Source organism: Streptomyces sp. GB4-14 (assembly GCF_022696125.1).
Taxonomy (GTDB): Bacteria; Actinomycetota; Actinomycetes; order Streptomycetales; family Streptomycetaceae; genus Streptomyces; species Streptomyces werraensis.
Window position 1 is genome coordinate 397,785 of record NZ_RZHO01000002.1, and the last position, 25,407, is coordinate 423,191.

25 protein-coding genes are annotated in these 25,407 nt (G+C 73.6%); 14 read left to right on the forward strand and 11 right to left on the reverse strand.

Annotation, left to right across the window (positions count from 1 at the left end; translation table 11 throughout):
* Positions 1-199 precede the first annotated feature (199 nt).
* Positions 200-1,369 (forward strand): lactate 2-monooxygenase, encoded by a 1,170-nt coding sequence (locus ELQ39_RS03000; protein ID WP_242590892.1) that lies wholly within the window; start codon positions 200-202, stop codon positions 1,367-1,369.
* A 44-nt stretch (positions 1,370-1,413) separates the two neighbouring features.
* Here the strand turns inward: ELQ39_RS03000 and ELQ39_RS03005 are convergent, their stop codons facing one another.
* The 4 genes from ELQ39_RS03005 to ELQ39_RS03020 form a co-directional block, all read right to left on the reverse strand.
* Positions 1,414-3,060, reverse strand: a complete 1,647-nt coding sequence (locus tag ELQ39_RS03005; RefSeq protein ID WP_242590893.1) for an RICIN domain-containing protein — start codon at positions 3,058-3,060, stop codon at positions 1,414-1,416.
* A gap of 571 nt (positions 3,061-3,631) precedes the next feature.
* Positions 3,632-4,009 (reverse strand): toxin Doc, encoded by a 378-nt coding sequence (locus tag ELQ39_RS03010; RefSeq protein WP_190001969.1) that lies wholly within the window; start codon positions 4,007-4,009, stop codon positions 3,632-3,634.
* Positions 4,010-4,012: 3 nt separating this feature from the next.
* Entirely contained in the window at positions 4,013-4,258 is a 246-nt protein-coding gene (locus ELQ39_RS03015) for a hypothetical protein (protein WP_026243285.1), read from the reverse strand.
* 131 nt (positions 4,259-4,389) lie between these two features.
* Positions 4,390-6,633 carry a glycoside hydrolase family 9 protein gene (locus ELQ39_RS03020; RefSeq protein ID WP_242590894.1) on the reverse strand — a complete coding sequence of 748 codons (2,244 nt, stop codon included), beginning with the start codon at positions 6,631-6,633 and terminating at the stop codon, positions 4,390-4,392.
* 243 nt (positions 6,634-6,876) lie between these two features.
* Here ELQ39_RS03020 and ELQ39_RS03025 point away from each other — a divergent pair, with 243 nt between their 5' ends.
* Positions 6,877-9,255 (forward strand): SpoIIE family protein phosphatase, encoded by a 2,379-nt coding sequence (locus tag ELQ39_RS03025; protein WP_242590895.1) that lies wholly within the window; start codon positions 6,877-6,879, stop codon positions 9,253-9,255.
* Positions 9,256-9,309: 54 nt separating this feature from the next.
* Here ELQ39_RS03025 and ELQ39_RS03030 read toward each other — a convergent pair whose 3' ends face one another.
* Positions 9,310-10,278: an aldo/keto reductase gene (locus ELQ39_RS03030; RefSeq protein ID WP_242590896.1), complete on the reverse strand. Its 969-nt coding sequence runs from the start codon at positions 10,276-10,278 to the stop codon at positions 9,310-9,312.
* Between the two features lie 82 nt (positions 10,279-10,360).
* Positions 10,361-10,885, reverse strand: a complete 525-nt coding sequence (locus ELQ39_RS03035; protein ID WP_242590897.1) for a flavoprotein — start codon at positions 10,883-10,885, stop codon at positions 10,361-10,363.
* Positions 10,886-11,175: 290 nt separating this feature from the next.
* On the opposite strand from ELQ39_RS03035, the gene ELQ39_RS03040 reads away from it, so the two are divergent.
* Complete coding sequence (locus ELQ39_RS03040) at positions 11,176-11,805, forward strand: LysE family transporter (protein WP_190001964.1); 630 nt, start codon at positions 11,176-11,178, stop codon at positions 11,803-11,805.
* A gap of 87 nt (positions 11,806-11,892) precedes the next feature.
* On the opposite strand, the gene ELQ39_RS03045 is transcribed toward ELQ39_RS03040, so the two are convergent.
* A complete protein-coding gene (locus ELQ39_RS03045; RefSeq protein ID WP_242590898.1) occupies positions 11,893-13,623 on the reverse strand; it encodes a SpoIIE family protein phosphatase in 1,731 nt (576 codons plus the stop codon).
* A gap of 276 nt (positions 13,624-13,899) precedes the next feature.
* On the opposite strand from ELQ39_RS03045, the gene ELQ39_RS03050 reads away from it, so the two are divergent.
* Complete coding sequence (locus tag ELQ39_RS03050; protein WP_190001963.1) at positions 13,900-14,343, forward strand: nitroreductase/quinone reductase family protein; 444 nt, start codon at positions 13,900-13,902, stop codon at positions 14,341-14,343.
* A gap of 110 nt (positions 14,344-14,453) precedes the next feature.
* Here ELQ39_RS03050 and ELQ39_RS03055 read toward each other — a convergent pair whose 3' ends face one another.
* Positions 14,454-15,401 (reverse strand): cation diffusion facilitator family transporter, encoded by a 948-nt coding sequence (locus ELQ39_RS03055; protein ID WP_242590899.1) that lies wholly within the window; start codon positions 15,399-15,401, stop codon positions 14,454-14,456.
* 105 nt (positions 15,402-15,506) lie between these two features.
* Between ELQ39_RS03055 and ELQ39_RS03060 the strand changes: the two genes are divergently transcribed.
* Both ELQ39_RS03060 and ELQ39_RS03065 read left to right on the forward strand, forming a co-directional pair.
* On the forward strand, positions 15,507-16,535 hold the full coding sequence (locus ELQ39_RS03060; RefSeq protein WP_190001961.1) for a glutathione S-transferase family protein: 1,029 nt from the start codon (positions 15,507-15,509) through the stop codon (positions 16,533-16,535).
* 42 nt (positions 16,536-16,577) lie between these two features.
* Positions 16,578-16,889 (forward strand): DUF4235 domain-containing protein, encoded by a 312-nt coding sequence (locus tag ELQ39_RS03065; RefSeq protein WP_190001960.1) that lies wholly within the window; start codon positions 16,578-16,580, stop codon positions 16,887-16,889.
* A gap of 90 nt (positions 16,890-16,979) precedes the next feature.
* Here ELQ39_RS03065 and ELQ39_RS03070 read toward each other — a convergent pair whose 3' ends face one another.
* Positions 16,980-17,372 (reverse strand): VOC family protein, encoded by a 393-nt coding sequence (locus ELQ39_RS03070; RefSeq protein WP_225639887.1) that lies wholly within the window; start codon positions 17,370-17,372, stop codon positions 16,980-16,982.
* A gap of 236 nt (positions 17,373-17,608) precedes the next feature.
* Here ELQ39_RS03070 and ELQ39_RS03075 point away from each other — a divergent pair, with 236 nt between their 5' ends.
* The 3 genes from ELQ39_RS03075 to ELQ39_RS03085 all read left to right on the forward strand — a co-directional run bounded on the left by ELQ39_RS03075 (position 17,609) and on the right by ELQ39_RS03085 (position 19,320).
* Complete coding sequence (locus tag ELQ39_RS03075; RefSeq protein WP_242590900.1) at positions 17,609-17,983, forward strand: STAS domain-containing protein; 375 nt, start codon at positions 17,609-17,611, stop codon at positions 17,981-17,983.
* Between the two features lie 127 nt (positions 17,984-18,110).
* On the forward strand, positions 18,111-18,773 hold the full coding sequence (locus ELQ39_RS03080) for a DUF4230 domain-containing protein (RefSeq protein WP_190001957.1): 663 nt from the start codon (positions 18,111-18,113) through the stop codon (positions 18,771-18,773).
* 70 nt (positions 18,774-18,843) lie between these two features.
* The gene (locus ELQ39_RS03085; protein ID WP_190001956.1) at positions 18,844-19,320 is read left to right on the forward strand and encodes a VanZ family protein; all 477 of its coding nucleotides are present in this window, start codon (positions 18,844-18,846) and stop codon (positions 19,318-19,320) included.
* A 58-nt stretch (positions 19,321-19,378) separates the two neighbouring features.
* Here ELQ39_RS03085 and ELQ39_RS03090 read toward each other — a convergent pair whose 3' ends face one another.
* Both ELQ39_RS03090 and ELQ39_RS03095 read right to left on the reverse strand, forming a co-directional pair.
* Positions 19,379-19,654, reverse strand: coding sequence for a hypothetical protein (locus tag ELQ39_RS03090; protein WP_190001955.1), 276 nt, complete (start codon positions 19,652-19,654; stop codon positions 19,379-19,381).
* Positions 19,655-19,715: 61 nt separating this feature from the next.
* Positions 19,716-20,525, reverse strand: coding sequence for an SDR family oxidoreductase (locus tag ELQ39_RS03095; RefSeq protein WP_190001954.1), 810 nt, complete (start codon positions 20,523-20,525; stop codon positions 19,716-19,718).
* Between the two features lie 126 nt (positions 20,526-20,651).
* Between ELQ39_RS03095 and ELQ39_RS03100 the strand changes: the two genes are divergently transcribed.
* The 5 genes from ELQ39_RS03100 to ELQ39_RS03120 all read left to right on the forward strand — a co-directional run bounded on the left by ELQ39_RS03100 (position 20,652) and on the right by ELQ39_RS03120 (position 25,371).
* Complete coding sequence (locus tag ELQ39_RS03100; protein ID WP_242590901.1) at positions 20,652-21,737, forward strand: PHP domain-containing protein; 1,086 nt, start codon at positions 20,652-20,654, stop codon at positions 21,735-21,737.
* Entirely contained in the window at positions 21,734-22,390 is a 657-nt protein-coding gene (locus ELQ39_RS03105; protein WP_190001952.1) for an HAD family hydrolase, read from the forward strand. Before ELQ39_RS03100 ends, ELQ39_RS03105 begins: the two co-directional genes overlap by 4 nt.
* A gap of 46 nt (positions 22,391-22,436) precedes the next feature.
* Positions 22,437-23,645 carry an FUSC family protein gene (locus ELQ39_RS03110; protein WP_242590902.1) on the forward strand — a complete coding sequence of 403 codons (1,209 nt, stop codon included), beginning with the start codon at positions 22,437-22,439 and terminating at the stop codon, positions 23,643-23,645.
* Positions 23,646-24,002: 357 nt separating this feature from the next.
* Positions 24,003-25,034: an SDR family oxidoreductase gene (locus ELQ39_RS03115; protein WP_225628079.1), complete on the forward strand. Its 1,032-nt coding sequence runs from the start codon at positions 24,003-24,005 to the stop codon at positions 25,032-25,034.
* 64 nt (positions 25,035-25,098) lie between these two features.
* Positions 25,099-25,371, forward strand: coding sequence for a hypothetical protein (locus ELQ39_RS03120; protein WP_190001950.1), 273 nt, complete (start codon positions 25,099-25,101; stop codon positions 25,369-25,371).
* The last annotated feature ends 36 nt before the right edge of the window (positions 25,372-25,407 follow it).

Here is a 25,407-nt window from a genome sequence, read left to right on the forward strand (position 1 = left end):
ATTGCGGCGTGCGCAGGGCGAACAGAAAACCCTTGCGGTCATGAAAGGGACGCTCCCCGGTCATCTCCGAACACCCCGCGCGTCATTCCGGGCGGAGGGGACGTCCTGTCACCGGACGCTGGACGGGACCGGCGCATACCGGCCAGTATGCGTCGGGGCCACGAGGCACCCCGAGGCACCACGAGACAGGGCGGGACGGATGGCGAAGCACTGGGCCGACTTCCAGTACGAGATCTACCTGAACGGGATGACGGGGGCCGTGCCGCGGCTGCCGACCGACCTGACCCGGCTGGAGGAGCTGACGGAGCGGCGCCTCGGCCCCGGCCCGGTCGGATACGTCGCCGGCAGCGCGGGCGACGGCAGCACCGCCCGCGCCAACCGGGCCGCCCTGGACCGCCGCCGGATCGTGCCGCGCATGCTGCGGGACGTCCATGAGCGCGACCTGTCGGTGGAGGTGCTGGGCCGCCGGCTGCCCGCGCCGCTCGCCCTGGCGCCGGTCGGGGTGCTGTCGATCATGCATCCGGACGCCGAGCCTGCGGCCGCGCGCGCCGCGGCCGCGCAGGGCGTGCCGTTCGTGCTGTCCTCCGCCTCCAGCACGCCGATGGAGCAGGTCGCGGAGGCGATGGGGGACGCCGAGCGCTGGTTCCAGCTGTACTGGCCGAAGGACGTGGAGGTGGCGCGGTCCTTTCTCGACCGGGCGAAGGCGGCCGGGTACACGGCGCTGGTCGTCACCCTGGACACGCCCCTGCTGTCCTGGCGGCCACGCGACCTCGACCAGGCGTACCTGCCGTTCCTCCACGGCGTGGGCACCGCCAACTACTTCTCCGACCCGGCGTTCCGGGCGGGGCTCGCCAAGCCGGTGCACGAGGATCCGAACGCGGCGGTGATGCACTTCGTGGGCATGTTCGCCGACCCGGCGAAGACCTGGCCGGATCTGGCGTTCCTGCGGGAGAACTGGGACGGGCCGATCGTCCTGAAGGGGGTACTGCACCCCGACGACGCCCGCCTCGCGGCCGACGCGGGCATGGACGGCGTGGTGGTCTCCAACCACGGCGGCCGGCAGGTGGCGGGCGCGGTCGCCGCGGCGGACGCGCTGCCCGGTGTGGTGCGGGCCGTCGGCGACCGGCTCACCGTGCTGTTCGACAGCGGGGTGCGCACCGGTGACGACGTCTTCAAGGCGCTCGCGCTGGGCGCCCGCGCGGTGCTGGTGGGCCGTCCGTACGTGTACGGGCTTGGCCTGGACGGGCAGGCGGGCGTGGAGCACGTGATCCGCTGTCTGCTCGCCGAACTCGACCTCACCCTCGCCCTGTCGGGCCACTCGGGTCCGGACACGATGGGTCCCGGCGACCTCACCGAGGCGAGGGTCTGACGTCCCGTCCGGGGCGGCCGTCGGGCCGCCCCGGGGCGCGCTGCTCAGCTCACCGGTTCGGCCAGGCCTGCGTAGCGGGCGGAGGGGGCCGTCGGGCCGGTGACGGAAAGCGACTCGCTCGACGCGTCGGCGGACCGGACCGGCTCGGCGGCCCAGCGTTGCTCCACGGTACGGTCGCGCACCTTGACGACGATGTCGGCGTTCGCGTCAGGGGTCGACGGGGCGAGCGCCATCCGCACGTCCCAGCGCGGCACCAGCTCGCCCTGGACGGTGAGGTCGTAGCGCACGTCGTCGGCGGTCCGGTCGCCGGAGTCGGCGCAGACCCCGAGCACGACCACGCCGGCGTCCTTGTGGGAGTCCAGGCACAGCCCCGGGTCGGCCACGCTCCGCAGCAGCCCGTCCTCCTCGTACGTCCACTGCTGGGTCCACGCCGCGGAGCACTCCGCCAGCCGGGCGCCTGAGCCGTCCTGGGGCTCGGCGCGGGTGTCCAGGCACAGTCCGGAGGCGATGTTGCGCAGCCGGGTGCGGTTCGGCGCCGAGGGCAGGCCCGCCGCGCCGGGCGGGGAGGCCGACGGCACGGCGGCCCGGCCGCCCGCGCCGGTGGCGCCCGTCGGGTCGGCGGTGCCGCCGTCGGGGGTGGACGAGCCGGCGATGAGCACGCTGACCAGCACGCCCGCGGACACCGCGCCGAGTCCGGTGAGCAGGGTGCGGGTGGAGCGCACCGGGTCGGGCAGCGCCATGGCGAGCCGGTCGGGCACCGGAAGCCGGGAGAGCAGCCGGTGCCGGGCGCCTGCCCTGCCGTCCCCGCCGCCGCGGCGACGGCGGCGTCCGGTGCGGCCGGAGCGGGGGCCGGACACGGCGCGGCCCGGCCGCGAGTCGAGGTAGCGCCGGGCCCCCCACCCCAGCACCGCCTCCGCGAGGAGCGTGCCGAGACCGGACTCGAAGTGGCCGAGCTGCTCGGCCGCGTTGCGGCAGTAGCGGCACTCGACCATGTGCCGGCGCACGTCGGGCAGCAGTTCGCCGCCCCGGCGGATGGGCACGTCCAGCAGCCGGTTGTAGAAGCGGCACTCCTGCGTGGGCGCCAGTTCCTGATGGGCGCGGACGAGCCCCTGACGGAACTTCTCCCGGGCCTGGTCGAGCGCGCCCGACGCGAGGTCGGCGTCCGTGCCGAGCAGTCCTGCGGGCACGGATATCGGCTCGGCCTCGACCTCGACGTGCCAGAGCAGACAGCGCGCGAGCGCGGGCAGGGACCGGAACGCCCGCTGGGCGAGGGTGCGGTTCTCCGGCGTCATGGTCGTCGCCGCGCGCATGCCCCGACCGCCCGCCGGTTTCAGCAGCCCCGGCAGCGCCTCGGCCACATGGTCGTCGGCGGCCCACTCGCGGACCGTGTCCCGCACCCCCACGAGAAGGACGGGACGGAGGGCCACGGCGGACTCGCCGAGCGCGACCCGGTCGAGCACACGGTGCAGGGCGGCCCCGGTGACCATGGCCGCGGTCCGCCCGCCGGCGGCCAGACACACGGTCGCGTAGTCGTGCATCGCGTGCCAGTGGCGCGCCGTCAGCAGGGCGACGGAGCGCGCGGCTTCCGCCTCCGGACGTCCCCGCAGCCGCGCGGCCAGCGCCTCGTCGGATTCCCCGGGATCACCGCCCGGCGGGGGATAGGGAGGACGAGGGGGGTGGGGGGTGTGCACTGAGATTGGTTCCTTCCCACAGCGCATGTGACGTTCGAGCGTTTCCGACACCGAAAAGGGACGCAGGATTGGTGCATACCTCTTGGGTGTGGCGCGGGGGGCGGGAATTGTCCGGCGGCGCTTCCGACCCGTTTCGTCAACTCGCGAGCGTCCCCGGCCTTTACCCCCTCACGGGTGGCTCACTCTCGCACAACCCGTGCGCGGCCAACAAGGCGGTCGGGCAACATCCCCGCGTTGACAGAAAGTCAAAAGGAGAAGGCGCTCCGTGAACCGTGTTCCGGCATTCACGCGCCTTTTCCACGAGGGTGCGCGGTTCCCTGAAAAGAGGTGACGGGAAGGTGTGGCCAAGGTGTGATGCGAAGGCGCGTGCCACTCCCCCGGTGTGCCTTTTCCGCGGCGCGCGCCCCCTGTGAACGGCGCGTCCGCACCGCCCGGCCGCGCACGCTGCCGGAGCGCGCGGCGGCGCCGTACGCGGGGGGGCGCTTCGGGAGGTCACGCGCGGCGACAGCGGTGCTTCCGCGCGCCCGGCCGGCGGCCGCGGTTAAGGCGCCTTTCCAGCGGCGGACGGGTGTCAGATCTGCCAGGACCTCAGCCGGTCGGCGGCGCCGTACACGTCGGTCGCGCCGGAGATCAGGTCGCGCGCGAGATCGACCAGGGCGCCGTAGGGCGGATCGATGCCGGCCCCGCTGACGTACATGTAGGCGACGGCCGTGGCGCAGGCGAAGCGGGCGTTGGCCGAGGGCAGCGGGCGGAGCACGGCGAGGGTGTGCAGCAGGGCGGCGGCCCGCCAGGCGGCGTCGGAGTCCACACCGAGCCGGGGCGGGTCGACACGGTGCCGGGCCACGGCCGCCACCAGGGCGGAGAAGTCGTTGACGGTGGGCTGGTCCGGGAGGACCTCCTCGTGCCGCTGGAGCAGCCAGGGCACGTCGATGTGCAGCACGGGCGGCATCAGTCAGGCGGCCCGTCCTGCGCCCTTGGCGGGCGGTTCGTCGTCGGGGAACGCGGCGGCGAACTCGTCGGCGTGCGTGGCGAAGAAGCGGCGGAAGGCCTCGGCGCCCTCCTGGAGGGCGCGGTGACGGGCGATGTCCGCCGCTGCCGCCTCCCGTACGAGCGCCTTCATGGACGTACCGCGTTCCTTGGCGATCTGCCTGAGGTCCTCGAGCTCGCGGTCGCTGAACTCCACGTTGAGAGCTGGCATGGCATTACGGTACCGCTCGGGTACTGGACAGTAAATATCCGCAGGTCAGGGCATATGCGGTGGGGTACCGGAGGGGACGGGCGCGGGCCGGTGACCGAGAGGGTCACCGGCCCGCGCGGGCAGGGAGCCGGTCAGCCCTGGTCGGCCACGAAGGCGGCCATGCGGGTCAGGGCGGCGTTCCAGTTGATGGTGTGCTCGTTGGTCGACCAGGACTGGATGTCGTCGATGAAGCAGAACTGACCGACGCAGCCCTGCAGTTTCGACTGGGCGAACGGGTCCTGGATGCTGGAGTTGGGTCCGCCGGACAGGGTGCCGGCGGGCGGGCTGGGCAGGTTCGGGTCGAGCTGGCGGGCGTACCACCGGCTGTGCTGGTTCTTGGCGTGGACCTCGCCGTAGCCGGTGACGTAGGAGATGTTGAGCGCGTTGCGGCCGAGGATGTAGTCCATGCTCTGCAGCGCGCCGTCCCGGTACTTCGCCGCGCCCGTGAGGTCGAAGGCGGTGGCGAGGACGACGGCGTTGTTGAGCACCTGGTGGCTGGAGCCCCAGTCGTAGACGTTGCCCTGCGGCGCGTACGGCATCCCGTAAGGGTGTGCCTTCAGGGTGGCCAGGTAGCGGTCGGCGCCCGCGACCACGGAGCGGCGGACCTTGTCGAGGCCGGGCAGCTTGTTCGGCACCGTGGCGAGGTCGAGGCGGCCGGCCGCGGCGGTGCGCGCCCAGTCGAAGCCGGTCGGGCCGAAGATGTCCGCGGTGTGCACCGGCGAGTTCAGCACGTGGTCCCTGAACTCCCGCTCACCGGTGGTGAGGTAGAGCTCGGCAGCCGCCCAGTAGAACTCGTCGGACACGGTGTCGTCGGGGTAGGCGCCGCCGCCGACGCCGTCGTCCGGGTCGGCGATGCGGTCCGGGTGGGCCAGTGCGGCCGCCCAGGCCTTGCGCGCCGCCGCCAGCGCGCGGTCGGCGAACTGCTGGTCGTAGGGGCGGTACAGCCGGGCGGCCTGGGCCGCCGTGGCGGCGAGGTTCAGGGTGGCGGCGGTGGTCGGCGGGTGCAGCTCGCGCTTCTGCGGGTCGTCGTGCGGCAGCAGGGGCAGCCCGGTCCACTGCTCGTCGTGGATCTTGTGGTGGGCCATGCCGGCCAGCGGCTCGCCGTCGGGCACCTGCATCTTCAGCAGGAACTCCAGCTCCCAGCGGGCCTCGTCGAGGATGTCGGGGACCTTGTTGCCGCTCTCCGGGATGTTCAGCGTGCGGTCGCCCAGCTTGTGCGGCTCGCCGGTACGGGCGTGCCTGGCGCGCTCGTAGGTGCTGAGCACCTCCCAGGTGCTGATGCCGCCGTTGACGACGTACTTGCCGTGGTCGCCCGCGTCGTACCAGCCGCCGGTGACGTCCAGGGTGTAGTCGCACTCCCCGGGCCGGCAGGGCACCGCGCCGTCGCCCTGGTTCGGGGCGACGTCCACGTGGCCGGCCGGGCGGCCGTAGCCGGGGCGCAGGTCCTCACGGATCGCCACCCCGCTGCGCTGGGTGTAGTAGTACTTCGCCGAGTCCAGCCGCAGACGCTCGTACGCCTTCGCGTCGATGTCGAAGGGGTGGCTGGTCTCGCCGTCCGCCGTCAGGGTGAAGCCGGCCCCGTGCCCCCGGTAGGAGCCGAAGTCGACGGAGTGGACGTTCTGCCCGGAGGAGGCGTCGACGCCGCGCGGCACGGTCCATCCGGTGCGGACCACCCGGCCGCTCCCGTCCTTGAGCTGCCAGGCCAGCTTCTCGGTGGCGTCGGTGACGAGCGTGGCGTTCTTGGGCCCGGCGGGCAGGTAGCCCACCTGGTTCACCCGGACACGCGGCCCGGTGTCCGGCTCGTACGGCTCGGGGGCGACGCCGCCGAGCAGCGACACGTCGTCCACGCAGAACCGCCAGGGGTCGGGGCTGCCGCCGAGCTGGAAGCCGACCTGCGCCTGCTCCGTGCCGACCGGTGCGGTGAAGGTGTACGAGTACGTGTCGCCGGACACGCTGAGCTGCGGCGACACCTCGTGGAAGGTGTCGTACGGCGCCACCTGGAGACCGACGATCGCCCGGACCACATGACCGGCGGGCGAGCCGGTCGCGCTGAAGGAGAAGCGGTACGTCTCCCCCTCCACCAGGGTGATGTCGTTGTGGCCCACGATCGCGTCCCAGCGGTTGGCGGTGCCGCCGGGCACGTCGGCGCACAGGCGGCCGTCGGAGACGCCCGCGGTGACGCCCTCGGAGGCCCACCAGGGGTCGGTGCCGTTGTCGAACGTGCCGTTGCGGATCTGCTCGACCTCGTCCGCCCCGGCCGGTGCCGCGGGCATCGCGGTGAGCGCGGTCGCCAGCAGACCGGTGAGGGTCAGCAGCGCGGTTCTGCGTCGTTTCACGTCTGGGCTCCTCGTGGAGGTACGGGGGTAAGGGGGCGCGAATGGGAGCGCTCCCAACTCCGTGCGCCGCCCATGGTTGTGGCAGATGTGACACCCCGTCAACGGTCGTGACGCGAAGAGAGCGTTTCGGGGTGGTACGGAGGCGGCGGCACCGGTTCCCGTTCACGTCGGGCGCGGACGCACTAGGCTGGGACTCTGGCGATACACCGGTTCACGGTGAGTGTGCGCGATGGAGTGGCGACGATGAGGCCGGACGACCCGTTCGACGATGCGGTGACGGCCCGGGCCGTCATCGCCGCCGACGGCACGCTCACGCAGTGGAGCGAGGGAGCACGCCTGCTGCTGGGACACCGGCCCGAGGAGGTCGTCGGCCGCCCCGCCGCCGAGCTGCTGGCCGACAGCACGGGACCGCTGCCGCTGCCCGAGGACCGCTGGAGCGGCACGCTGGTGCTGCGTCACCGCGACGGCGGCACGGTGAGCGTGTGGGTGCTCGCCCACCACCGGCAGCGCTCCGGTGACGGCCCCGGCGAGTGGCTCGCGGTCACCCCGCTGGAGGCCACCGACCACGAGCTGCCCGACGATCCGCTGGTCAGAAGGGCCGTCTTCCAGTCGCCGTGCGCCACGATGGTCTTCGACCAGGGGCTGCGGCTGCGCGGGGTCAACGACGCGATGGCCCGGCTCCTGGGGCTTCCGGCCGACCATCTGCGCGGGCTGCGGCCCACGGACATCGGGGGCCGCCCGCAACACAGCGAGCTGGAGCGACAGCTGCGGCACGTGCTGCGCACCGGGCGGCCGCACGACATGCAGACCCATATGAAGGCCAGGGCCGAGAGCCACGCGCACGCCTGGCTGGCCCGGCTGGCGCCCCTCACCGACCGGTCGGGGCGGGTGCGGGGCGTGTGCGTGACGGCCCACGACTTCACCGAGCAGTTCCGGGCCCGGGAACGGCTCCAGCTGGTCAACGAGGCCAGCTCACGCATCGGCACCACCCTGGACGTCACCCGGACGGCGCAGGAGCTCGCGGACGTCTGCGTGCCCGCGCTCGCCGACTTCGTCTCGGTGGAGCTGCTGGAGCCGGAGGAGGGCGGGGGCGAGGCGTCCGGCCGGCTGTCCCCGCCGGTGTCGCTGCGCCGGGTCGCCCGGCAGACACTGACCCGCGACGCCCCGAAGGACCTCGCCGCGGTGGGCGAGCTGATCGTCTACCCGGAGAACTCGCCGCAGGCGGACTCGCTGACCGCCGGCCACAGCATCGTCGCCTCCGTGCCGTCCGGTGACCTGGACTCCTGGCTGTCGGAGGACGAGACGCAGGCCCGCCGGATCGAGAAGTTCGGCGTGCACGCGATTCTGTCCGTGCCGCTCCAGGCCCGCGGCACCACCCTCGGGGTGGCCGCCTTCGCCCGCTTCAGCCAGCCGGAGGCGTTCACCCATGACGACGTGCTGCTGGCCGAGGAGGTCACGGCGCGCGCCGCCGTCTGCATCGACAACGCCCGCCGCTACTCGCGGGAGCGGGAGACCACGCTCACCCTCCAGCGGAGCCTGCTCCCCCGGTCCCTGCCGCGGACGGCGGCACTGGAGGCGGCCACCCGCTATCTTCCGGCCGCGCGCTCCGGGGTGGGCGGGGACTGGTTCGACGTGATCCCGCTGTCGGGGATGCGGGTCGCCATGGTCGTCGGGGACGTCGTGGGGCACGGCATCCAGGCGTCGGCGACGATGGGCCGGCTGCGCACGGCCGTGCGCACCCTCGCCGACATCGACCTCGCCCCCGACGAGCTGCTCACCCACCTCGACGACCTGGTGCTGCACCTGTCCGAGGAGGCGGGCGGCGACTCCGGACCCGGGGAGGTCGGCGCGACCTGTCTGTACGCGGTGTACGACCCGGTGTCGCGGCGCTGCACGCTGTCCCGGGCGGGGCATCCGCCGCCCGTGGTGATCCCGCCGGGCGGGCCCGCGCAACACCTCGAACTGCCGTCGGGGCCGCCGCTGGGACTCGGCGGGCTGCCGTTCGAGTCGGCGGAGTTCGAGCTGGCCGACGACACCGTGCTGGCGTTCTACACCGACGGGCTGGTCACCTCGCCGGAGCGGGACGCCGACCAGGGCGAGGCCCTGCTGCTCGAGGCGCTGTCCGGAGCGTCGGGTCCGCTGGACGAGACGTGCGACCGGGTGCTGAACAGCGTGCTGGTGCCGGGCGGCTCGACGGACGACGTGGCGCTGCTGCTGGCCCGTCTGCGGGGGCTGCCGTCCTCCCAGGTCGCCACCTGGGACATCCCGGCCGATCCGGCGCTGGTGGCCCCCATCCGCAAGCAGGTCCTCGACCAGCTCGCCGCCTGGGAGCTCACCGACGCCTCGTTCACGGCGGAGCTGGTGGTGAGCGAGCTGGTCACCAACGCCATCCGCTACGGCGCCCCGCCGATCCGGCTGCGCCTGATCCACGACGCGGCGACCTTGATCTGCGAGGTCTCCGACACCAACCACACGGCTCCGCACCTGCGCCGCGCCAAGACCTGGGACGAGGGCGGCCGCGGCCTCCTCCTGGTCGCCCAGCTCACCCAGCGGTGGGGCACCCGTCACACGACGGAGGGCAAGACGATCTGGGCGGAACTGGCCCTGGCGGACATGGAGTGACCCTGACGGGGTCCGCTCCCTGGAGGTGAGCGCTCTCCGCCGGGGCCGGGCGCTTCAGTGACCCGCGATCGGGTGGGGCGTGTACGGCTCGGCGAGTTCCTCGAGCTCCTCGTCCGTGAGGGTCAGGTCGACCGCTGCCACCGCGTCCTCGATGTGGGACGGCTTCGCCGCGCCGACGACGGGGGCGGTGACCGTGTCCTGACGGAGGAGCCAGGCGAGGGCGACCTGGGCACGGGGGACGCCGCGGGCCTCGGCGACGCGGGCGACCGCCTCGACGATCGCGCGGTCGCCCTCCTGGTAGAGGGTGCTGCCGAACTGGTCGGTGGCGCTGCGCTCCGTGGTGACGTCCCAGTCGCGGGTGAGGCGGCCGCGGGCGAGCGGGCTCCACGGCAGCACGCCGACGCCCTGGTCGGCGCAGAGCGGCAGCATCTCCCGCTCCTCCTCGCGGTAGAGCAGGTTGTAGTGGTTCTGCATGGACACGAACTTCGTCCAGCCGCGCAGCTCGGCGGTGTACTGCGCCTTGGAGAACTGCCAGGCGTACATCGAACTGGCCCCGATGTAGCGGACCTTGCCCGCCTTGACGACGTCGTGCAGTGCCTCCATCGTCTCCTCCACCGGGGTGTGCGGGTCCCAGCGGTGGATCTGGTAGAGGTCGACGTAGTCGGTGCCGAGGCGGCGCAGACTGTGGTCCAGCTCGGTCATGATCGCCTTGCGGGAGAGCCCCGCGCCGTTGGGTCCGGGCCGCATCCGGCCGTGCACCTTGGTGGCGAGGACGACGTCGTCGCGGCGGGCGAAGTCGCGCAGCGCCCGGCCGACGATCTCCTCGCTGGTGCCGTCCGAGTACACGTTCGCGGTGTCGAAGAACGTGATCCCCGCTTCCAGCGCCTGCCGGATCAGCGGCCGGGACGCCTTCTCGTCCAGGGTCCACTCGTGGTTGCCGCGGCCGGGGTCGCCGTAGGTCATGCAGCCCAGGCAGACGCGCGAGACCTCCAGGCCCGTCGAACCGAGCTTCACGTACTGCATCGTTGCTGCTCCTGCCGTCGGGAACGGTTGCTGTCGCAGGAGCGAGCGTACGTCTTCGCGCGCACTCGAAGCGGGGTGCCGCTCAGCCGTCCCCCAGGAGGTCAAGGGCCCGCTCCCAGCCGAACTCCCGCCGCCCACCGTCCCCTTCACCCTCCCCGGGGTACGGGTCGGCGAAGCGGACGCCCATGCCGCGCAGCCGGGCCACGGCGTCCCGGTAGGCGGGGTGGGCGGCCAGCGCGTCCGCGACGCAGGGCAGGACGGCGATCGGCACACCGAGGCCGGCCGCCTCGCACAGGGTGCCGACGGCGAGGGTGTCGGCGATGCCCGCCGCCCACTTGTTGACGGTGTTGAAGGTGGCCGGGGCGACCACCACGGCGTCGGGGGCCGGGAAGGGCCGCGGATCGCCCGGGCGCCGCCAGGCCGAGCGGATCTGGCGGCCGGTCTGCGTCTCGACGGCGGCGGCGTCGAAGAAGCCGTTCATCGCCGTCGGGGTGGCGATGACGCCGACCTCCCGGTCCCGCTCCTGCGCGGCGGTGATCAGCTTGCTGACGTCCGCGGCGACGCCGGCGGCGCAGACGACGACGTAGAGGAAGGGCTTGTCGGTCATCCCGGCACCCTAGGGCCTTTCGACAGGATCGTCCCGGCGTCGCGGGATACGGCACGCGCTCCCCCACTGCCCTGAACGGGCGTGGGGGCGCACCCCAGGCGCACTCCGTGCGGCGTTGTCGTCGGTTGCCGGCCCCGGCCGGCGAAAACCGTTTGCCGGTACCGGGTGGCAGGCTCCAGGATCCTGCCCATGTCCACGCGCATGTTCCCGCTGCCCCCGTCCGCCCTCGCCGTCGTCGCGGGCCGACAGCAGCAGTCCGGCGCCCGGGAAGGCACGACTCCCCCGCGCCCGTGACCGCCGCGCTGCTCGCGGGGCTGCTCGCCGGGTACGGCATCGCGGTCCCCGTGGGCGCAGTCGGCACCTACCTCGTGTCCCTCTCCGCCCGTACGTCCCTGCGCACCGGCGTGTCCGCGGCGCTCGGCGTCGCCACGGCGGACGGACTGTACGCGCTCGCCGCGGTCCTCGGCGGTTCCGCCCTCGCCTCGGCGCTGCGCCCCGCCCTGGGCCCGCTGCGCTGGGTGTGCGTCCTCGTACTGGCCGCGCTGGCGGCGTGGGGCGCGGCCGGCGCGCTACGGCAGTACCGCGGCCGCCGGCTCGCCACGCGGGCCGCGCCGCCGCCCCCGAGCGCCCCGCGGGCGTATCTGACGCTGCTGGGCATCACCCTGCTCAACCCGACCACGGTGATCTACTTCGCGGCACTGGTCCTCGGCTCACAGGGCGGATCGGCGGCCGGGGCGGTGGAGCAGTCGGTCTTCGTGACGGCGGCCTTCGCGGCCTCGGCGAGCTGGCAGGTCCTGCTGGCGGGCGGCGGCGCCCTGCTGGGCCGGGCGCTGACCGGTCACCGGGGGCGGCTGGCGACGGCGCTGGTGGCGAGCGGAGTGATGACGGCACTGGCGCTGCGAATGGCGCTGGCGCCCTGACAGCCCCCCCGGCGTTCCAGGAGCGCGGGGTCCGGGGCGGAGCCTCGGGACGGGAAGGGCAGGGGCGGCGGGGTCGGTCCGCCCCCCTCATCGCGCCCGCGCCAGCAGGAGCGTGACGTCGTCCTCCGGGGCCCTCGGGAGGGTGGCGACGACCGCCGTGCACAGGTCGGTCAGGGAGGAGTCGCCGCCGGCCCGGGCGAGGGCCCGGCGTACGCGTTCCATGCCTGCGCCGATGTCGTGACGGCGGTCCTCGACGAGGCCGTCGGAGTAGAGGGCCACCAGTCCGCCCGGGGGGAGATCGAGGACCGCTGCCTCGTGGGGCGGCAGGCCGTAGCCGAGCGGGGTGCCGTGCGGCAGGTCGGGGAAGGTGAGGGCGCCGTCGGGGCCGGTGACGGCGGGCGGCGGGTGTCCGGCCAGGGCGACGGTGCAGGTGCGGGCGGCGGGGTCGTACACCGCGTAGACGCAGGTCGCCCCGATGGAGCAGCACTCCACGTCGCTCGCCTCGTCGGTCTCGACGAGGTGGACGGAGGTCCGGTCCAGCCGGGTCAGCAGTTCCGCAGGGGGGAGGTCGAGGTCGGCGAGGGTGCGGATGGCCGTGCGCAGCCGTCCCATCGCGGCCGCGGCGGCGATGCCGTGGCCCACCACGTCGCCGACGACGAGCGCGAGCCGGCCGCCGGACAGGCCGAACACGTCGAACCAGTCCCCTCCGGCGCTGTACTCGGCGTCGGCGGGGACGTAGTGCGCGGCCACCTCCATGGCGTCGCCGCCGTCCACCCGGCGCGGCAGCAGGCTGCGCTGGAGGGTGAGCGCGGCGGTGCGCTCGCGGGTGTAGCGGCGGGCGTTGTCGAGGCTGAGCGCGGCGCGGGCGGCGATCTCCTCGGCGAGCAGCCGGTCGCCGTCGTCGAAGGGGGCCGGGTTGTCCGCGCGGACGAGGACCGCCACGCCCATGAGCAGGCCGCGGGCCTGGAGGGGGACGATCAGCAGCGAGTGCATGCCGTACCGGCGGATCTTCTCGGCGCGCGCCGGGTCGTGGTCCAGCCAGGTGCCGGGCGAGGTGTCGATGCGCGGCTCCAGCAGCGGCCGGCCCGTGTGCAGCACCTGCGTGAACGGCGACGCCTCCGGGACGAACACCGCATCGCCGGACGACCACAGGGACTCGGGAGCGCCGTCGTGGACGGAGGCGACGCCGGCGCGGCGGAAGGCGGGGACGCGGCCGTCGGCGGTGCCGAGCCGTTCCAGCGGCTCCCCGCCGAGGCGTACCGCCTCCGTCAGGTCGACGGTGACGTAGTCGGCGAGCAGCGGCACCGTGAAGTCGGCCAGTTCCTGCGCGGTGCGCACGACGTCCAGGGTGGTGCCGATGCGGGCGCCGGCCTCGCTGACCACCGCGAGCCGGTCCTCCACCCCGCGTCCGCCGCGCACGTCCAGCACCAGCAGGGCCACGCCCAGCGGGCGGCCGTCGGGGCCGTCCAGGCGCAGGGCGGTGGCGGCGAGGAATCGGGGCCGCCGGTCACCCTGGACCACCGGGACGCGGTAGGGGCGGCCGATGACGCAGGCGCCGGTGCCGAGCACCTCGCGGAGGGTCTCCTCCAGGGCGTCGGCGTCACCGGCCAGCGAGGCGCGGGGCGGCAGGCCCAGCCGTCGCTCGCGGGGAATGCCGTCGTACCGGGTGAGGACGTCGTTGGCCCAGACGCAGCGCAGCTCCGTGTCCCACACGGCGAGCCCGAGGCCCGCGTGGGTGAGCAGGGACCGCAGCACGGGTCCGGCGGAGCCCGTGAGGAGTTCCTCCGGGCCGGGCGGTCGCGGGTCCGGTGCTGCCACGATCCAGCCTCCCGGGGTCGGTCACACCTTTGCCGCCTGTCAGGGCCGCCGAAGGGGGCGGCGGGGCGCGGAGGGGCCTTCATCCATGGAAACGGGGTCCCGCCGCCGCTCGCAACTCGCCCGCCCGTCCTGCCCCCTCGACGGGGTCGGACGGTGTTTCCTGGGCACTGGTCCTCCACGGCCGGGACACGCCCGGCCCGGACGGCTTCCGGGTGCGGCGGGTACGGAGCAATGATCGACTCGGCCGTACGACGCGAGAACGATGGGACGGATGCCATGCCACTCGAAGGCGAGTACGAGCCCAGCCCGACGGCCTGGGTACGGGAACAGGTGGAGCTGGTCGAGCGGTCCGGCGGCACGGAGGGGACGACACTGCAGGGCAAGCCGGTCGTCGTGCTCACCAGCCGGGGCGCGAAGAGCGGCAAGCTGCGCAAGACCCCGGTGATGCGGGTGGAGCACGACGGCCGGTACGCGGTGGTCGCCTCACTGGGCGGCGCGCCGAAGCACCCGGTCTGGTACTTCAACCTGAAGGCTCATCCGCATGTCGAGCTCCAGGACGGCCCGGCCAAGTGGGACATGACGGCCCGTGAGGTCACCGGTGAGGAGAAGGCCGAGTGGTGGAAGCGCGCGGTCGAGGCGTTCCCGCAGTACGAGGAGTACCAGAAGAAGACCAGCCGGGAGATCCCGGTCTTCGTGCTGGAGCGCGACGACCAGGGCTGACGGGGTCGACGCGGCGCCCCCGGGAAGCCTGTTCGGACGCCGGCGCGGCGGTCAGGGGAAAACACCCCGGCCGGTCCCGCATGAAGCCCCGGTCGCCGGGCACACGAGCGTCAGGCCCCGCCGCGTTCCCCCGTCGCGGCGGGGCCCTCCCATGCCTCCGCCGCCCCGCGCTCGGTGACGTCGAGGAAGACCTGGGCCGCCTCGGGGACCACCCGGGCGATGGACCGCTTGATGCGCACGGCGACCTCTTCCACCCGCTCGCTGTCCAGTCCCGGCACCAGGTCGACACGGGCGGCCACCAGGGCGGTGTCGAGCCCGGTCTTCATGGTGAACAGCGCCTCCACGCTGTCGATCTCGGGCTGGGCTCGCAGCAGTTCCCGGATCCGGTCGCTGGCCCCCGGGTCGGCAGCCTCGCCGATGAGCTGGTCGCGGGCCTCACGGCCGAGCCGGTAGGCGACGTATCCCAGCAGCAGCCCGATGGCGAGCGAGGCGGACGCCTCCCACACCACCTGCCCGGTGAGCATGTGCAGCGCCATGCCGGCCATGGCGAGGGTGACGCCGACGACCGCGGTGCCGTCCTCGGCGATGACCGTGCGCAGCGCCGGATCGCCCAGTCCGCCGCCCTGACGACGCACCTGGTAGAGGGCGCGCAGCAGCGAACCGCCCTCCGCGAGGAGGGCCACGCCGAGCACGACGAGCCCGGCGACGTAACCGCTGAAGTGCTCCTCTCCCCCGTTCCGCAGGGCGTCGATCCCCTGGTAGAAGGAGAAGCAGCCGCCCATCACGAAGATGCCGACGGCCGCGAGCAGCGACCAGAAGAACCGTTCCTTGCCGTAGCCGAAGGGGTGGCGGCGGTCGGCCGGGCGGCGGCTGCGGCGCAGGGCGGCGAGCAGGAAGACCTCGTTCACGCTGTCCGCCACCGAGTGCGCCGCCTCCGACAGCAGCGCGGGGGAGGACGCGACCAGGCCGCCCACGGCCTTCGCGGCGGCTATCACGAGATTGGCCGCGAGCGCCACCAGGACGGTGAGCCGCGTTCTGCGATCCGATCGTGTAGTCACGACGGCCGATTGCCCCGGTCGGCGCAGCTCATACCGTGCGGTCGGGGGAAAACGGGGAACGCGGTGACAGGGACGACACAGCAGCGACGACAGAGGGAGACCACCATGAGCGGCCGCGACGACGCGGGCGGCGGCAACAGCGCGTACGGCAGGAAGGCGTTCAAGCGGTCCCGGGCGCACTTCCAGGACCGGATCACCGCCGACGGGCGGGACGGGTGGCCGGTGGAGGCCGGGCGTTACCGTCTGGTGGTGAGCCGCGCCTGTCCCTGGGCGAGCCGGGCGCTGGTGTCGCGGCGGCTGCTGGGGCTGGAGGACGCGGTGTCCCTGGCGGTCGCGGACCCGGTCCAGGACGACCGCAGCTGGCGTTTCACCCTGGACCCGGACGGCCGCGACCCGGTGCTCGGCATCCGCTACCTCAGCGAGGCGTACGACCGGCGGGAGACGGACTATCCGGGCGGCGTGAGCGTGCCGGCCGTCGTGGACGTGCCCAGCGGGAAGCTGGTCACCAACGACTACCAGCAGATCACCCTGGACTTCGCCACCGAGTGGACGGCCCTGCACCGCGAGGGGGCGCCCGACCTGTACCCCGAGAAGCTGCGCGACGAGATCGACGCGGTGATGGACGACGTCTTCCGGGACGTCAACAACGGTGTGTACCGGGCGGGTTTCGCCACCGGGCAGGAGGAGTACGAGGCCGCCTTCACACGGCTGTTCCGACGGCTGGAGTCGCTCGAGCAGCGGCTGGAGCGGCAGCGGTACCTGGTCGGGGACACCATCACCGAGGCGGACATCAGGCTGTTCACCACGCTGGTGCGGTTCGACCCCGTGTATCACGGCCACTTCAAGTGCAACCTGTGGAAGCTGACGGAGAGCCGGGTGCTGTGGGCGTACGCACGCGACCTGTACCAGACGCCGGGGTTCGGCGACACCGTCGACTTCGACCACATCAAACGGCACTACTACCAGGTGCACACCGGCATCAACCCGTCCGGCATCGTCCCCCTCGGGCCCGGCCTGTCCGGCTGGACGACTCCCCATCACCGCGAGGAGCTGGGCGGCCGTCCCTTCGGCGACGGCACCCCGCCCGGTCCGGCGCCGCGCGGCGAGGAGATCCCTGCGCCAGGCCGCCCCTGACCTGACCACCCCTGACGACCGAGCCGACCTAGGAGAAACGACGTGGCGAAGAAGAGCAAGAAGGCGAAGAAGAAGCTGCCTCTGGCGTACAAGCCGATCGGTTTCGCGCTGGGCTGGACCAGCGGCACCGTGGCGGGCATGGCCTTCCAGAAGACCTGGAAGGTGATCAAGAAGGAGGACAACGCGCCGGACGCGCTGGACCGCGACCGCGGCTGGGGCGAGATCCTCCTGGCCGCGGCGATCCAGGGGGCGATCTTCGCGGTGGTGCGGAGTGCGGTGGACCGGGCCGGCGCGAAGGCGATCGAACGCTCCACGGGGACGTGGCCCGTTCCCGACCAGGGTGGCCGCGACTGAGCCCGGCGTCCGGGGGCTCCGCCCCGGACCCCGCTCCTCGAACGCCGGACGGGCCGGATGCGGCCCGTCCGGCGTTCGAGGACATCACCTTCACCCCTGTTTCGGTGCCGTCGGCACACCCCGCCGCACGGTGAAGGAGTGTCCCGCCGGGTCGGCGTACCCGCGTTCCTCGGCCGCGCCGGCCGGGTCCCCGCTCTCCGTCGGGCGGCCGCCCAGACTCACGATCCGCCGCTCCACCCCGTCGAGGTCCTCCGCCACGAACTCCAGGTGCGCCTGGAGGGAGTTCTCCGGCCGCGGCCAGCTCGGGGCGGTCGCGTTCACGTCGCGGCGCAGGGCCAGGCGGAAGCCGTCGGCGGTGCGGAGCTCCACCCTGTTGGCGCTCGCGTCGACGTGATCCGCCTCCAGCAACTCCTTGTAGAACTCGGCGAGTTTCTCGGGTTCGGCGCAGTCGAGCACCACCACGCCCGTGGTCACCAGTGCCATGTCTCCTCCGCGGAGTCGGATGCGGGGCGGTCCGGCCCCGCCTGAGTGACGCCTGTCCCCGCTCCCCGCTTTCAGTCATCGATCAAAGTGGCGAAAAACTCGGCCACAAGACGAAGACATATGTCATTCGAACATGCTCAAATGCAGTCGTTCGCGAGTAACTTGCGTACCGGAAGCCGGTGTTGGGGCCTGGCGGCTCTCCCCGGGGCGCCCAGATGGCTGGAGGCGATGGCGTCGTGCGGTCCGAACCCCCGCCGCTGACGCGGCATCTGCGCGTGCGCCGCGACCGGGGCCGCACCGTGCTGGAGTTCCACGGTGAGATCGACATCGCGGCCGCCGCGGAGATCCTGCCGCACCTCGATCTGGTGACCGCCGATCCGGACGCCCGTGTCGTCATCGACCTGACCCACATCACGTTCTTCGACCTCTCCGGGCTGCGTCTGCTCCACCGGGCCCGCCACCGGCTCTTCGACGGGCGGCTGCAGTTGGTCTGCGTCCATCCGCTGACCCTGCGGATGCTGCGGATCACCGGGCTGACCCGGCTGCTGCCTCCGTGGCCCTCCCTGGACTCGGCGCTGACCGCGCCCGGGTCGAAGTCCGGACCGGTGTAGCCCGCCGCGGGGTCCGCCCGCCCGTGCGCCCCCTCCGTGCACCCGGTGCCGGGTCCGGTCCCCCAACTCCGCTGTCTGTTCCGTGAGATGGCGGGCATGCGGACGGGAGGGAAGGAGGGCCGTCGCCATGACGACTCCGCAGAAGCGACCGACGGCGCGCGTGCCCGGCTGGGTGAAGGCACTGGGCGCGACGGTGGTGGTGCTGGCCGTGCTGTTCGCCGGGATCCGGCTGAGCGTACTGCCGGGCCTGAAGGACCTGTTCGGCACGGAGACCCGCGACCGCTCGGGGCCCGCGCTGCTGGAGTCCATCCAGGACATCAGCCGCTACGACGCCGCCTCGGGCAACTTCCAGGTCGTGGTGGACCTGGAGAAGGACACCAAGTTCCTGCCGGACGCGGTCCGCGGCAGCCGCACCCTGTACGTGGGCGCGGGCACCGTGGACGCGTACGTGGACCTCGGCGGGCTGAAGGAGGGCGACGTCCGGGTGGACGAGGACCGCACCTCCGCCGTCCTGCGGCTGCCCCGCGCCCGTCTCGGCACCCCCGCGCTCGACGTGGACCGCTCCTACGCCGTCTCCAAGCAGCGCGGCCTGCTCGACCGGCTCGGGGATCTGTTCTCGGACAACCCCAACAGCGAACAGGCCGTGCAGAAGCTCGCCGTGCGGCACATCCGGGAGGCGGCCGAGGAGAGCGAACTGACCGCCCGCGCGGAGGCCAACACCCGGGAGATGCTCCGGGGCCTGCTGCGCTCCCTTGGCTTCGAGCGGGTGCGGATCACCTTCGCGGGCTGACCGGACTGTGCGGCCCGACCGGGGGTAACCGCCGTAGCACTCACGCACCTTGACGACTGGAGGACTTCCGATGGCCCGCGCCGCCCCCCGACCGCTTCCGCTGCCCGTCAGGCTGCTGGTGCTCCTGTGCGCCTTCGCGTTCATGGTGGTCTTCGCGGTGGTGCTGGCCCGGCTCACGCTGCAGCCCTCCCCCGCCTCGGAGGCCCTGACGCACACCAACCTGCACCCGGGCCGCTCCCTGCAGGCCTACCTGGACCAGCCGGCGCTGCGCGACGCGTTCAAGCAGATCGGCGGCAACATCCTGCTGGGCGTGCCCTTCGGGGTGCTCGCGCCGGTGGTCGCGCCACGCACCCGGGGCTTCCTGCGGATCCTCGTCCTGACGGCCGTGGTGATGCTGCTGGTCGAGGTGGCGCAGGGCGCGCTGGTCACCGGCCGCGCCTTCGACATCGACGACGTCATCCTCAACACCGCCGGAGCGCTGCTCGGTTACCTGCTCGTGGGCCGGCGGATGAGCAGGGCGGTGCACGCGCGCCGCGAGAAGGAGTGAGCCCGCGCCACAGTGCGCCGTACGCCTCCGTCCCCCGCGGGCGGAGGCGTACGGCTGTCTAGGGCTTCTCCTTCTGCTCCTCGCGGGCCCGGGGGGCCTGGCGCGAGGACCAGGTGAACTTGTCCCCGCCCACCCAGCGGACCGTGTCGGGGTCGTCCAGGTCGTGCACCCTGATGCCGTACGCGGCGGCTGCCTGCAGCACGTCGGTGACGGACCTGGCCTCGCCGACGACCTGTCCGTCGATCTCCACGATCCGGAACGGCGGAGGTCCGGGCTGCACCCCGAGCACCATGATCCGCGGCTGCGACATGTACGGACTCGCGCTTTCGGTCATGCATCGAGAGTAGACCCAAACGGCACGATCACGGCTTCCCGGGCATACCGCCCGCCGCCTCTCAGGGGCGCCGCCAGTCGTGGTTCGTCAGGTGCGACCCGGCCTGCGGTCCCATGCGGAGCATCCCGCCGTCCACGCTCCACGAGGCGCCGGTGACGTACGAGGCGTCGGGGCCGGCGAGGAAGGCGATCACCGCGGCGACCTCCCGGGCGTCGCCGGGGCGGCCGAGCGGGATGCCGGGGCGGCTCTCGGTGTGCGGGTCGGTGTCCTCCTGGCCGGTCATGGGGGTGGCGATCTCGCCGGGGGCGACGGCGTTCACCGTGATGCCGTGCTCGGCCAGCTCCAGCGCCATCACCTGGGTGAGCAGCCCGAGGCCGCCCTTGGCCGCGCAGTACGGGGCGGCACCCACCCGCGGCTGGTGCTCGTGCACGGAGGTCACGTTGACGATCCGGCCGCCGTCGCCCTGCCGGATCATGTGCCGTGCCGCCTTCTGCGAGCACAGGAACGGGCCGAGCAGGTCGACGTCGAGGACCTCGCGCACCTTCTCGGGCTCCAGGTCGAGGAACGGCGTCATGGTGCCGGTGCCGGCGTTGTTGACCAGCACGTCGACACGTCCCAGCCGGTCGCACAGCTCGTCCACGGTGTCGGCGGCGCCGGGCAGCGCGGTCAGGTCCAGGTGGGCGACCTCGGCGCGGCAGCCGTGGACGCGCACCTCCTCGGCGGTCTCCTCCGCGCCCTCACGGTCGCTGAAGTACGTGATGCCCACATCCATGCCGGCGGCGGCGAGCCGTACGGCGGTGGCCCGGCCGATGCCGGAGTCCGCGCCGGTGATCACGGCGACCTTGCCGTTGACGGGGGTGGAGAGGGACATACGGGCCTCCTCGTCGTCGGTGTCCGGGGTGCGGTTCGCAGTACCCGTGCCGGCGCGGGCCAACCTCCCCCTGACGCGGCGTGCGGCCCCGGGCGCCCTGGGGAACCCTGGAGCGAGGAGGTGACCATGGATCCCGTCGAGGCGCTGGAGGACATCGCCTTCCTGCTGGAGCGTTCGCTGGCTCCGACCTACCGCGTCCGTGCCTTCCGCACCGCGGCGCGGACGCTGGCGGAGCTGGGCCCGGACGAGGTGCGCGAGCGGGCGGCCGCCGGGACGCTGGAACGGCTCAAGGGCGTCGGGCCGAAGACCGCGCAGGTGGCGGCGGAGGCGCTGGACGGGCAGGTCCCCGGGTATCTGCGGAAGCTGCGCGAGGAGGCGGACGCGCAGCCCGCCGACCGGGCGGGCGAGGAGCTGCGGGCGCTGTTGCGCGGGGACTGCCATCTGCACTCCGACTGGTCGGACGGGGGCAGCCCGATCGAGGAGATGGGCCGCACCGCCGCCGGGCTGGGTCACGAGTGGGCGGTGCTGACGGACCACTCCCCCCGGCTGACGGTCGCGCGCGGGCTGTCGGCCGAACGGCTGCGGGATCAACTGGACGCGGTCGCGGAGCTGAACGCGACGTGGGCGCCGTTCCGGCTGCTCACCGGCATCGAGTGCGACATTCTCGAGGACGGTTCCCTCGACCAGGAGCCCGAGCTGCTGGAGCGGCTGGACGTGGTCGTGGTGTCCGTGCACTCCAAGCTGCGCATGGACGCCCGGTCGATGACCCGCCGGATGGTGGCCGCCGTGCGCAACCCGCACTCCGACGTCCTCGGGCACTGCACCGGGCGGCTGCTGAGCGGACGGGGACGGCCCGAGTCGGAGTTCGACGCGGACGAGGTGTTCGCGGCGTGCGCGGAGACCGGCACCGCAGTGGAGATCAACAGCCGGCCCGAGCGGCTCGACCCGCCCCGGCGGCTGCTGCGGCGGGCCGTGGACGCGGGGGTGCTGTTCTCGGTGGACACCGACGCGCACGCGCCCGGGCAGCTGGACTGGCAGATCCTCGGGTGCGCCCGCGCGGAGGAGTGCGGGGTGCCGCCCGAGCGGGTGGTGACCACCTGGTCGCTGGAGGAGCTGCTCGCCTGGGCGCGGGAGCGCAGGACGCCGACGGGCGTGGCGGACGGCGGCGGTGGTACCCGTACCGGTCCGCGAGGAGAGGAAGGACCTTCATGACACGGGCGGCGGTGTTCGACGTCGACGGCACTCTGGCCGACACCAACCATCTGCACGTCACGGCCTGGTGGGAGGCGTTCCGGCAGGCCGGGCACCAGGTGCCCATGCACGCCGTCCACCGGGCCGTGGGGCTGCCCTCCGCCGACCTGGTCGCGCACGTCCTCGGCGAGGACCGGGACGCCTCCCGCGACGCGGAGCTGAGCGCCGCGCACAAGACGCTGTACGGGCAGTACTTCGACCGGCTGCCGGCGCTTCCCGGCGCCGGGCGGCTGCTGGAGCGGCTGCACGACGACGGCTGGACGGTGGTGCTCGCCACCTCGGCCGGCGGGGCGGAGCTGGGCGCGCTGCGCCGCGCGATCGACGCGGACCGGGCGATCTCCGCGACGGCGAGCGCCGACGACGTGGACGAGGGCAAGCCCGCGCCCGAGCCCGTCGAGCACGCGCTGGAGCTGGCCGGGGCACCCGCCGGGAGCGCGGTGTTCGTGGGCGACACGGTGTGGGACATGCGGGCGGGGACCCGGGCCGGGGTGCGCTGTGTGGGCCTGCTGTGCGGCGGCATCCCGCGCGCCGACCTGACCGAGGCCGGCGCGGTCGCGGTGTACGACGACCCGGCGCACCTGCTGGCGTCGCTGGCGGACTCCCCCCTGGCGTGAGATTCCGCATGCTTGTCCGCCGGTGCGACAGGGAAACCGCAGGCCCATGACGCGGGTGATCGACGGGACAGGGAACGACAGGGGGACGACGGGGCGGCTGGCCCGGGCCGCGGACGCGGTGCGCTGGGAGGCGAACTCGGTGGGCCGGGCGGCGCGGGCCGCCGTCCGCGGGCCCGGGCGGGAGAGGGACCTGCTGGTCCAGTCGCTGAAGGCGGCGCTGGCGGCACTGGTGGCCTGGCTGGTGGCGCAGGTGTGGCTGGGCGACCCGATGGCGCTGATGGCGCCGTGGGTCGCGCTGGTGCTGGTGCAGGCCACGGTGTACGCCTCACTGGTGACGGGGGCGCGGCAGTTCGCCGCGATCTGCATCGGCGCGCTGGTGGCGTCGGGCGCGCAGGCGGTCACCGACGACAACACCGGCGCGCTCGTCCTGTCGGTGCCGGTGCTGGTGCTGCTGTCGAACTGGCGGCGCTTCGGCGACCAGGGCATCTACGCGGCGACCACGGCCGTCTTCACCATCGCGTCGGGCACGGTGAGCGTGGAGGCGGTGGGGCACCGGCTGGGGCAGGCGGCGCTCGGCGCGGTCATCGGCGTTGCGGTGAACGCGTTGGTCCTGCCGCCGGTGCACCTGCGGGACGTGCGGGAGAACCTGGCGGCGCTGGCCAGGGAGGCGGGTGAGGTGCTGAGCGCCGTCGCCGGGGACCTGCGCGAGGGCGAGTGGGACGCGCAGACGGCCGTCGGCCGGCTGAACGCGGCCGAGCGCCTCCAGGACCGGCTGGACGCTCTGCGGTCGGCGCGCGGCTGGAGCAGGGAGAGCCTGCGGCTGACGTCCGGGATGCTGCGCAAGCTGCACCGGGCGCCGACGGAGGCGCTGCCGCCGGAGGACGAGGACGAGCGGCTCGGCCGGATCACCGGCCATGTCACGGCGCTGACCCGCAGCCTGGCCGTCGCCGCGGACGAGGAGCGCTCCCCGGCCTCGCCCGACCCCGAGGTGCTGGACTCGTACGGGAAGCTGCTGGAGCTGCTCGCGGACAGCTGCCGCGCGGAGGCGGACCGGCTGCTGGGCGAGGAGGACCCTGGTGACCCGCTGCTGGACGAGCGGACCGACGCGGCGATGCGGGACCTGCACACCACGCTCCAGGAGGGTCTGACGAAGGAGGCGGGCCGGGGCGCGGCCCGCACGGCGGTGCTGGGCACCCTGGTGCTCCAGGCGGAGAACGTGTGGGCGGACCTGGACCCTCGGGCGCGGGGCCGCTGACCCGCGTCCGGCGTGGTGACACACGTCACCGCGGAACCGGGCCGCGGGCGGAACACAGCGAGGCGGTTGCCCGTTGAACAGACCGTGGGTGCGGATGGGACAGTGTCCCCGGGCCTCATCATCCGCCCACAGGGACGATCGTTCGGCTGAAGCCCTGTGGAGCCTTTCGCCGAGAGGCGACCGCCATGCGCGCCCACCTGCTTGCCGCCCCGGCCGTGATTCCCCCGTCGCGGCCGGGGCTCTTCCTTGTGCCCCCGCGCGTTCGTGCGCCCCGTGCGACCGCGGCCGGCGTGAGCCCTCCCGCGCATGGGGTACCCGGGCCGCTCCGCCAAGCAGTACGGCCGGAGGGAGCGGAACGTGAGCAGCGCAGCGGGACTCAGGGTCGTCGTCACGGGCGCCACCGGGAACGTCGGGACCAGCGTGGTCCGGGCCCTCGCGGAGGAACCCGAGGTGGCTTCCGTACGGGGGCTGGCGCGGCGGATCCCCGACTGGTCGCCGCCGAAGACCGAGTGGGCGGCGGTGGACCTGGCCTCGGACCGGTTCGACCTGGTGCGGGAGTTCGCGGACGCCGACGCGGTGATCCATCTGGCCTGGGCGTTCCAGCCCACGCACGACCCGGCGACCACCTGGCGCAGCAACGTGCTCGGCAGCATGCGGGTGTTCGACGCGGTGGCCCGGGCGGAGGTGCCGACGCTGGTGCACGCCTCGTCGGTGGGGGCGTACTCCCCCGGCCCCAAGGATCACGCGGTGGACGAGTCGTGGCCGACGCACGGCTGGCCGGACGCCGCGTACTGCCGGGAGAAGGCGTATCTGGAGCGGGCCCTGGACATCGTGGAGCGTGACCGGCCCGCCCTGCGGGTGGTACGGATGCGTCCGGCGTTCCTCTTCAAGCGCGAGTCGGCGAGCGAGCAGCGCCGCATCTTCGGCGGGCGGTATCTGCCGGGGCAGCTGGCCCGTCCCGGCCTGCTCCCGTTCCTGCCGGACATCCCGGGCCTGCGGATGCAGGTGCTGCACACGGACGACGCGGCGCAGGCGTACCGGCTGGCGGTGCTGTCCGCTCAGGCGCGGGGGCCGTACAACCTGGCGGCGGAGCCCACGGTGGACGTGGAGCTGCTGGGCGAGATGTTCGGCACGCGCCGGGTGCGGCTGCCGCGCGCCGCGGCCCGGTCGGCGGTCGCAGCGGCGTGGGGCCTGCGGCTGCTGCCCGCCTCCCCGCACCTGTTCGACGCGGTGCTGCGACTGCCGCTGATGGACTGCACCCGGGCGCGGGTCGAGCTCGGCTGGCGTCCGACGCGCACGGCGACGCAGGTGCTGGAGGAGTTCCTGCTGGGCATGCGGCAGGGCGCCGGGGAGAACACGGCGCCGCTGCACGGCAGCGCGGTCGGCTGAGCGGGCGGTTGCGCGGCGCCGCGCGGGGTACCCGCGAGGGCCGTACGGATGAAGGGAGAGCGTCGTGACCGACCATCGCCTCGAAGGACCCGGTGAGAACGGCGTGGGCATCCCCCGGGACCTGCCCGACCAGCAGGCCGGCCCCGACGAGGACCCCTGGGAGGTCGCGCCTGCCGCCGCCGAGCGGGAGAGCGAACGCAAGGCCGAGGAGTCGGACGGGCCGGACTCCGAGGAGGACGTACCCGACACGGACGAGGCAGGCACGGGCCGCCAGGGCGCACCCCACTCGGCGGCCTCCTACCCGGAGGCTCCGGTGCCGGACGAGTCGACGGGCTGACGCTCGCGCCGTCGGCGGCGTGTCGGCGCGGACGGT

What these genes read in the sequence shown, in the direction of transcription:
- ELQ39_RS03000 (WP_242590892.1), top strand. Translation starts at nt 200, where the DNA reads ATGGCGAAGCACTGGGCCGACTTCCAGTACGAGATCTACCTGAACGGG.
- ELQ39_RS03010 (WP_190001969.1), bottom strand. Translation starts at nt 4,009, where the DNA reads ATGCCGCCCGTGCTGCACATCGACGTGCCCTGGCTGCTCCAGCGGCAC.
- ELQ39_RS03015 (WP_026243285.1), bottom strand. Translation starts at nt 4,258, where the DNA reads ATGCCAGCTCTCAACGTGGAGTTCAGCGACCGCGAGCTCGAGGACCTC.
- ELQ39_RS03025 (WP_242590895.1), top strand. Translation starts at nt 6,877, where the DNA reads ATGAGGCCGGACGACCCGTTCGACGATGCGGTGACGGCCCGGGCCGTC.
- ELQ39_RS03030 (WP_242590896.1), bottom strand. Translation starts at nt 10,278, where the DNA reads ATGCAGTACGTGAAGCTCGGTTCGACGGGCCTGGAGGTCTCGCGCGTC.
- ELQ39_RS03035 (WP_242590897.1), bottom strand. Translation starts at nt 10,885, where the DNA reads ATGACCGACAAGCCCTTCCTCTACGTCGTCGTCTGCGCCGCCGGCGTC.
- ELQ39_RS03050 (WP_190001963.1), top strand. Translation starts at nt 13,900, where the DNA reads ATGCCACTCGAAGGCGAGTACGAGCCCAGCCCGACGGCCTGGGTACGG.
- ELQ39_RS03060 (WP_190001961.1), top strand. Translation starts at nt 15,507, where the DNA reads ATGAGCGGCCGCGACGACGCGGGCGGCGGCAACAGCGCGTACGGCAGG.
- ELQ39_RS03070 (WP_225639887.1), bottom strand. Translation starts at nt 17,372, where the DNA reads ATGGCACTGGTGACCACGGGCGTGGTGGTGCTCGACTGCGCCGAACCC.
- ELQ39_RS03080 (WP_190001957.1), top strand. Translation starts at nt 18,111, where the DNA reads ATGACGACTCCGCAGAAGCGACCGACGGCGCGCGTGCCCGGCTGGGTG.
- ELQ39_RS03085 (WP_190001956.1), top strand. Translation starts at nt 18,844, where the DNA reads ATGGCCCGCGCCGCCCCCCGACCGCTTCCGCTGCCCGTCAGGCTGCTG.
- ELQ39_RS03090 (WP_190001955.1), bottom strand. Translation starts at nt 19,654, where the DNA reads ATGACCGAAAGCGCGAGTCCGTACATGTCGCAGCCGCGGATCATGGTG.
- ELQ39_RS03095 (WP_190001954.1), bottom strand. Translation starts at nt 20,525, where the DNA reads ATGTCCCTCTCCACCCCCGTCAACGGCAAGGTCGCCGTGATCACCGGC.
- ELQ39_RS03100 (WP_242590901.1), top strand. Translation starts at nt 20,652, where the DNA reads ATGGATCCCGTCGAGGCGCTGGAGGACATCGCCTTCCTGCTGGAGCGT.
- ELQ39_RS03105 (WP_190001952.1), top strand. Translation starts at nt 21,734, where the DNA reads ATGACACGGGCGGCGGTGTTCGACGTCGACGGCACTCTGGCCGACACC.
- ELQ39_RS03110 (WP_242590902.1), top strand. Translation starts at nt 22,437, where the DNA reads ATGACGCGGGTGATCGACGGGACAGGGAACGACAGGGGGACGACGGGG.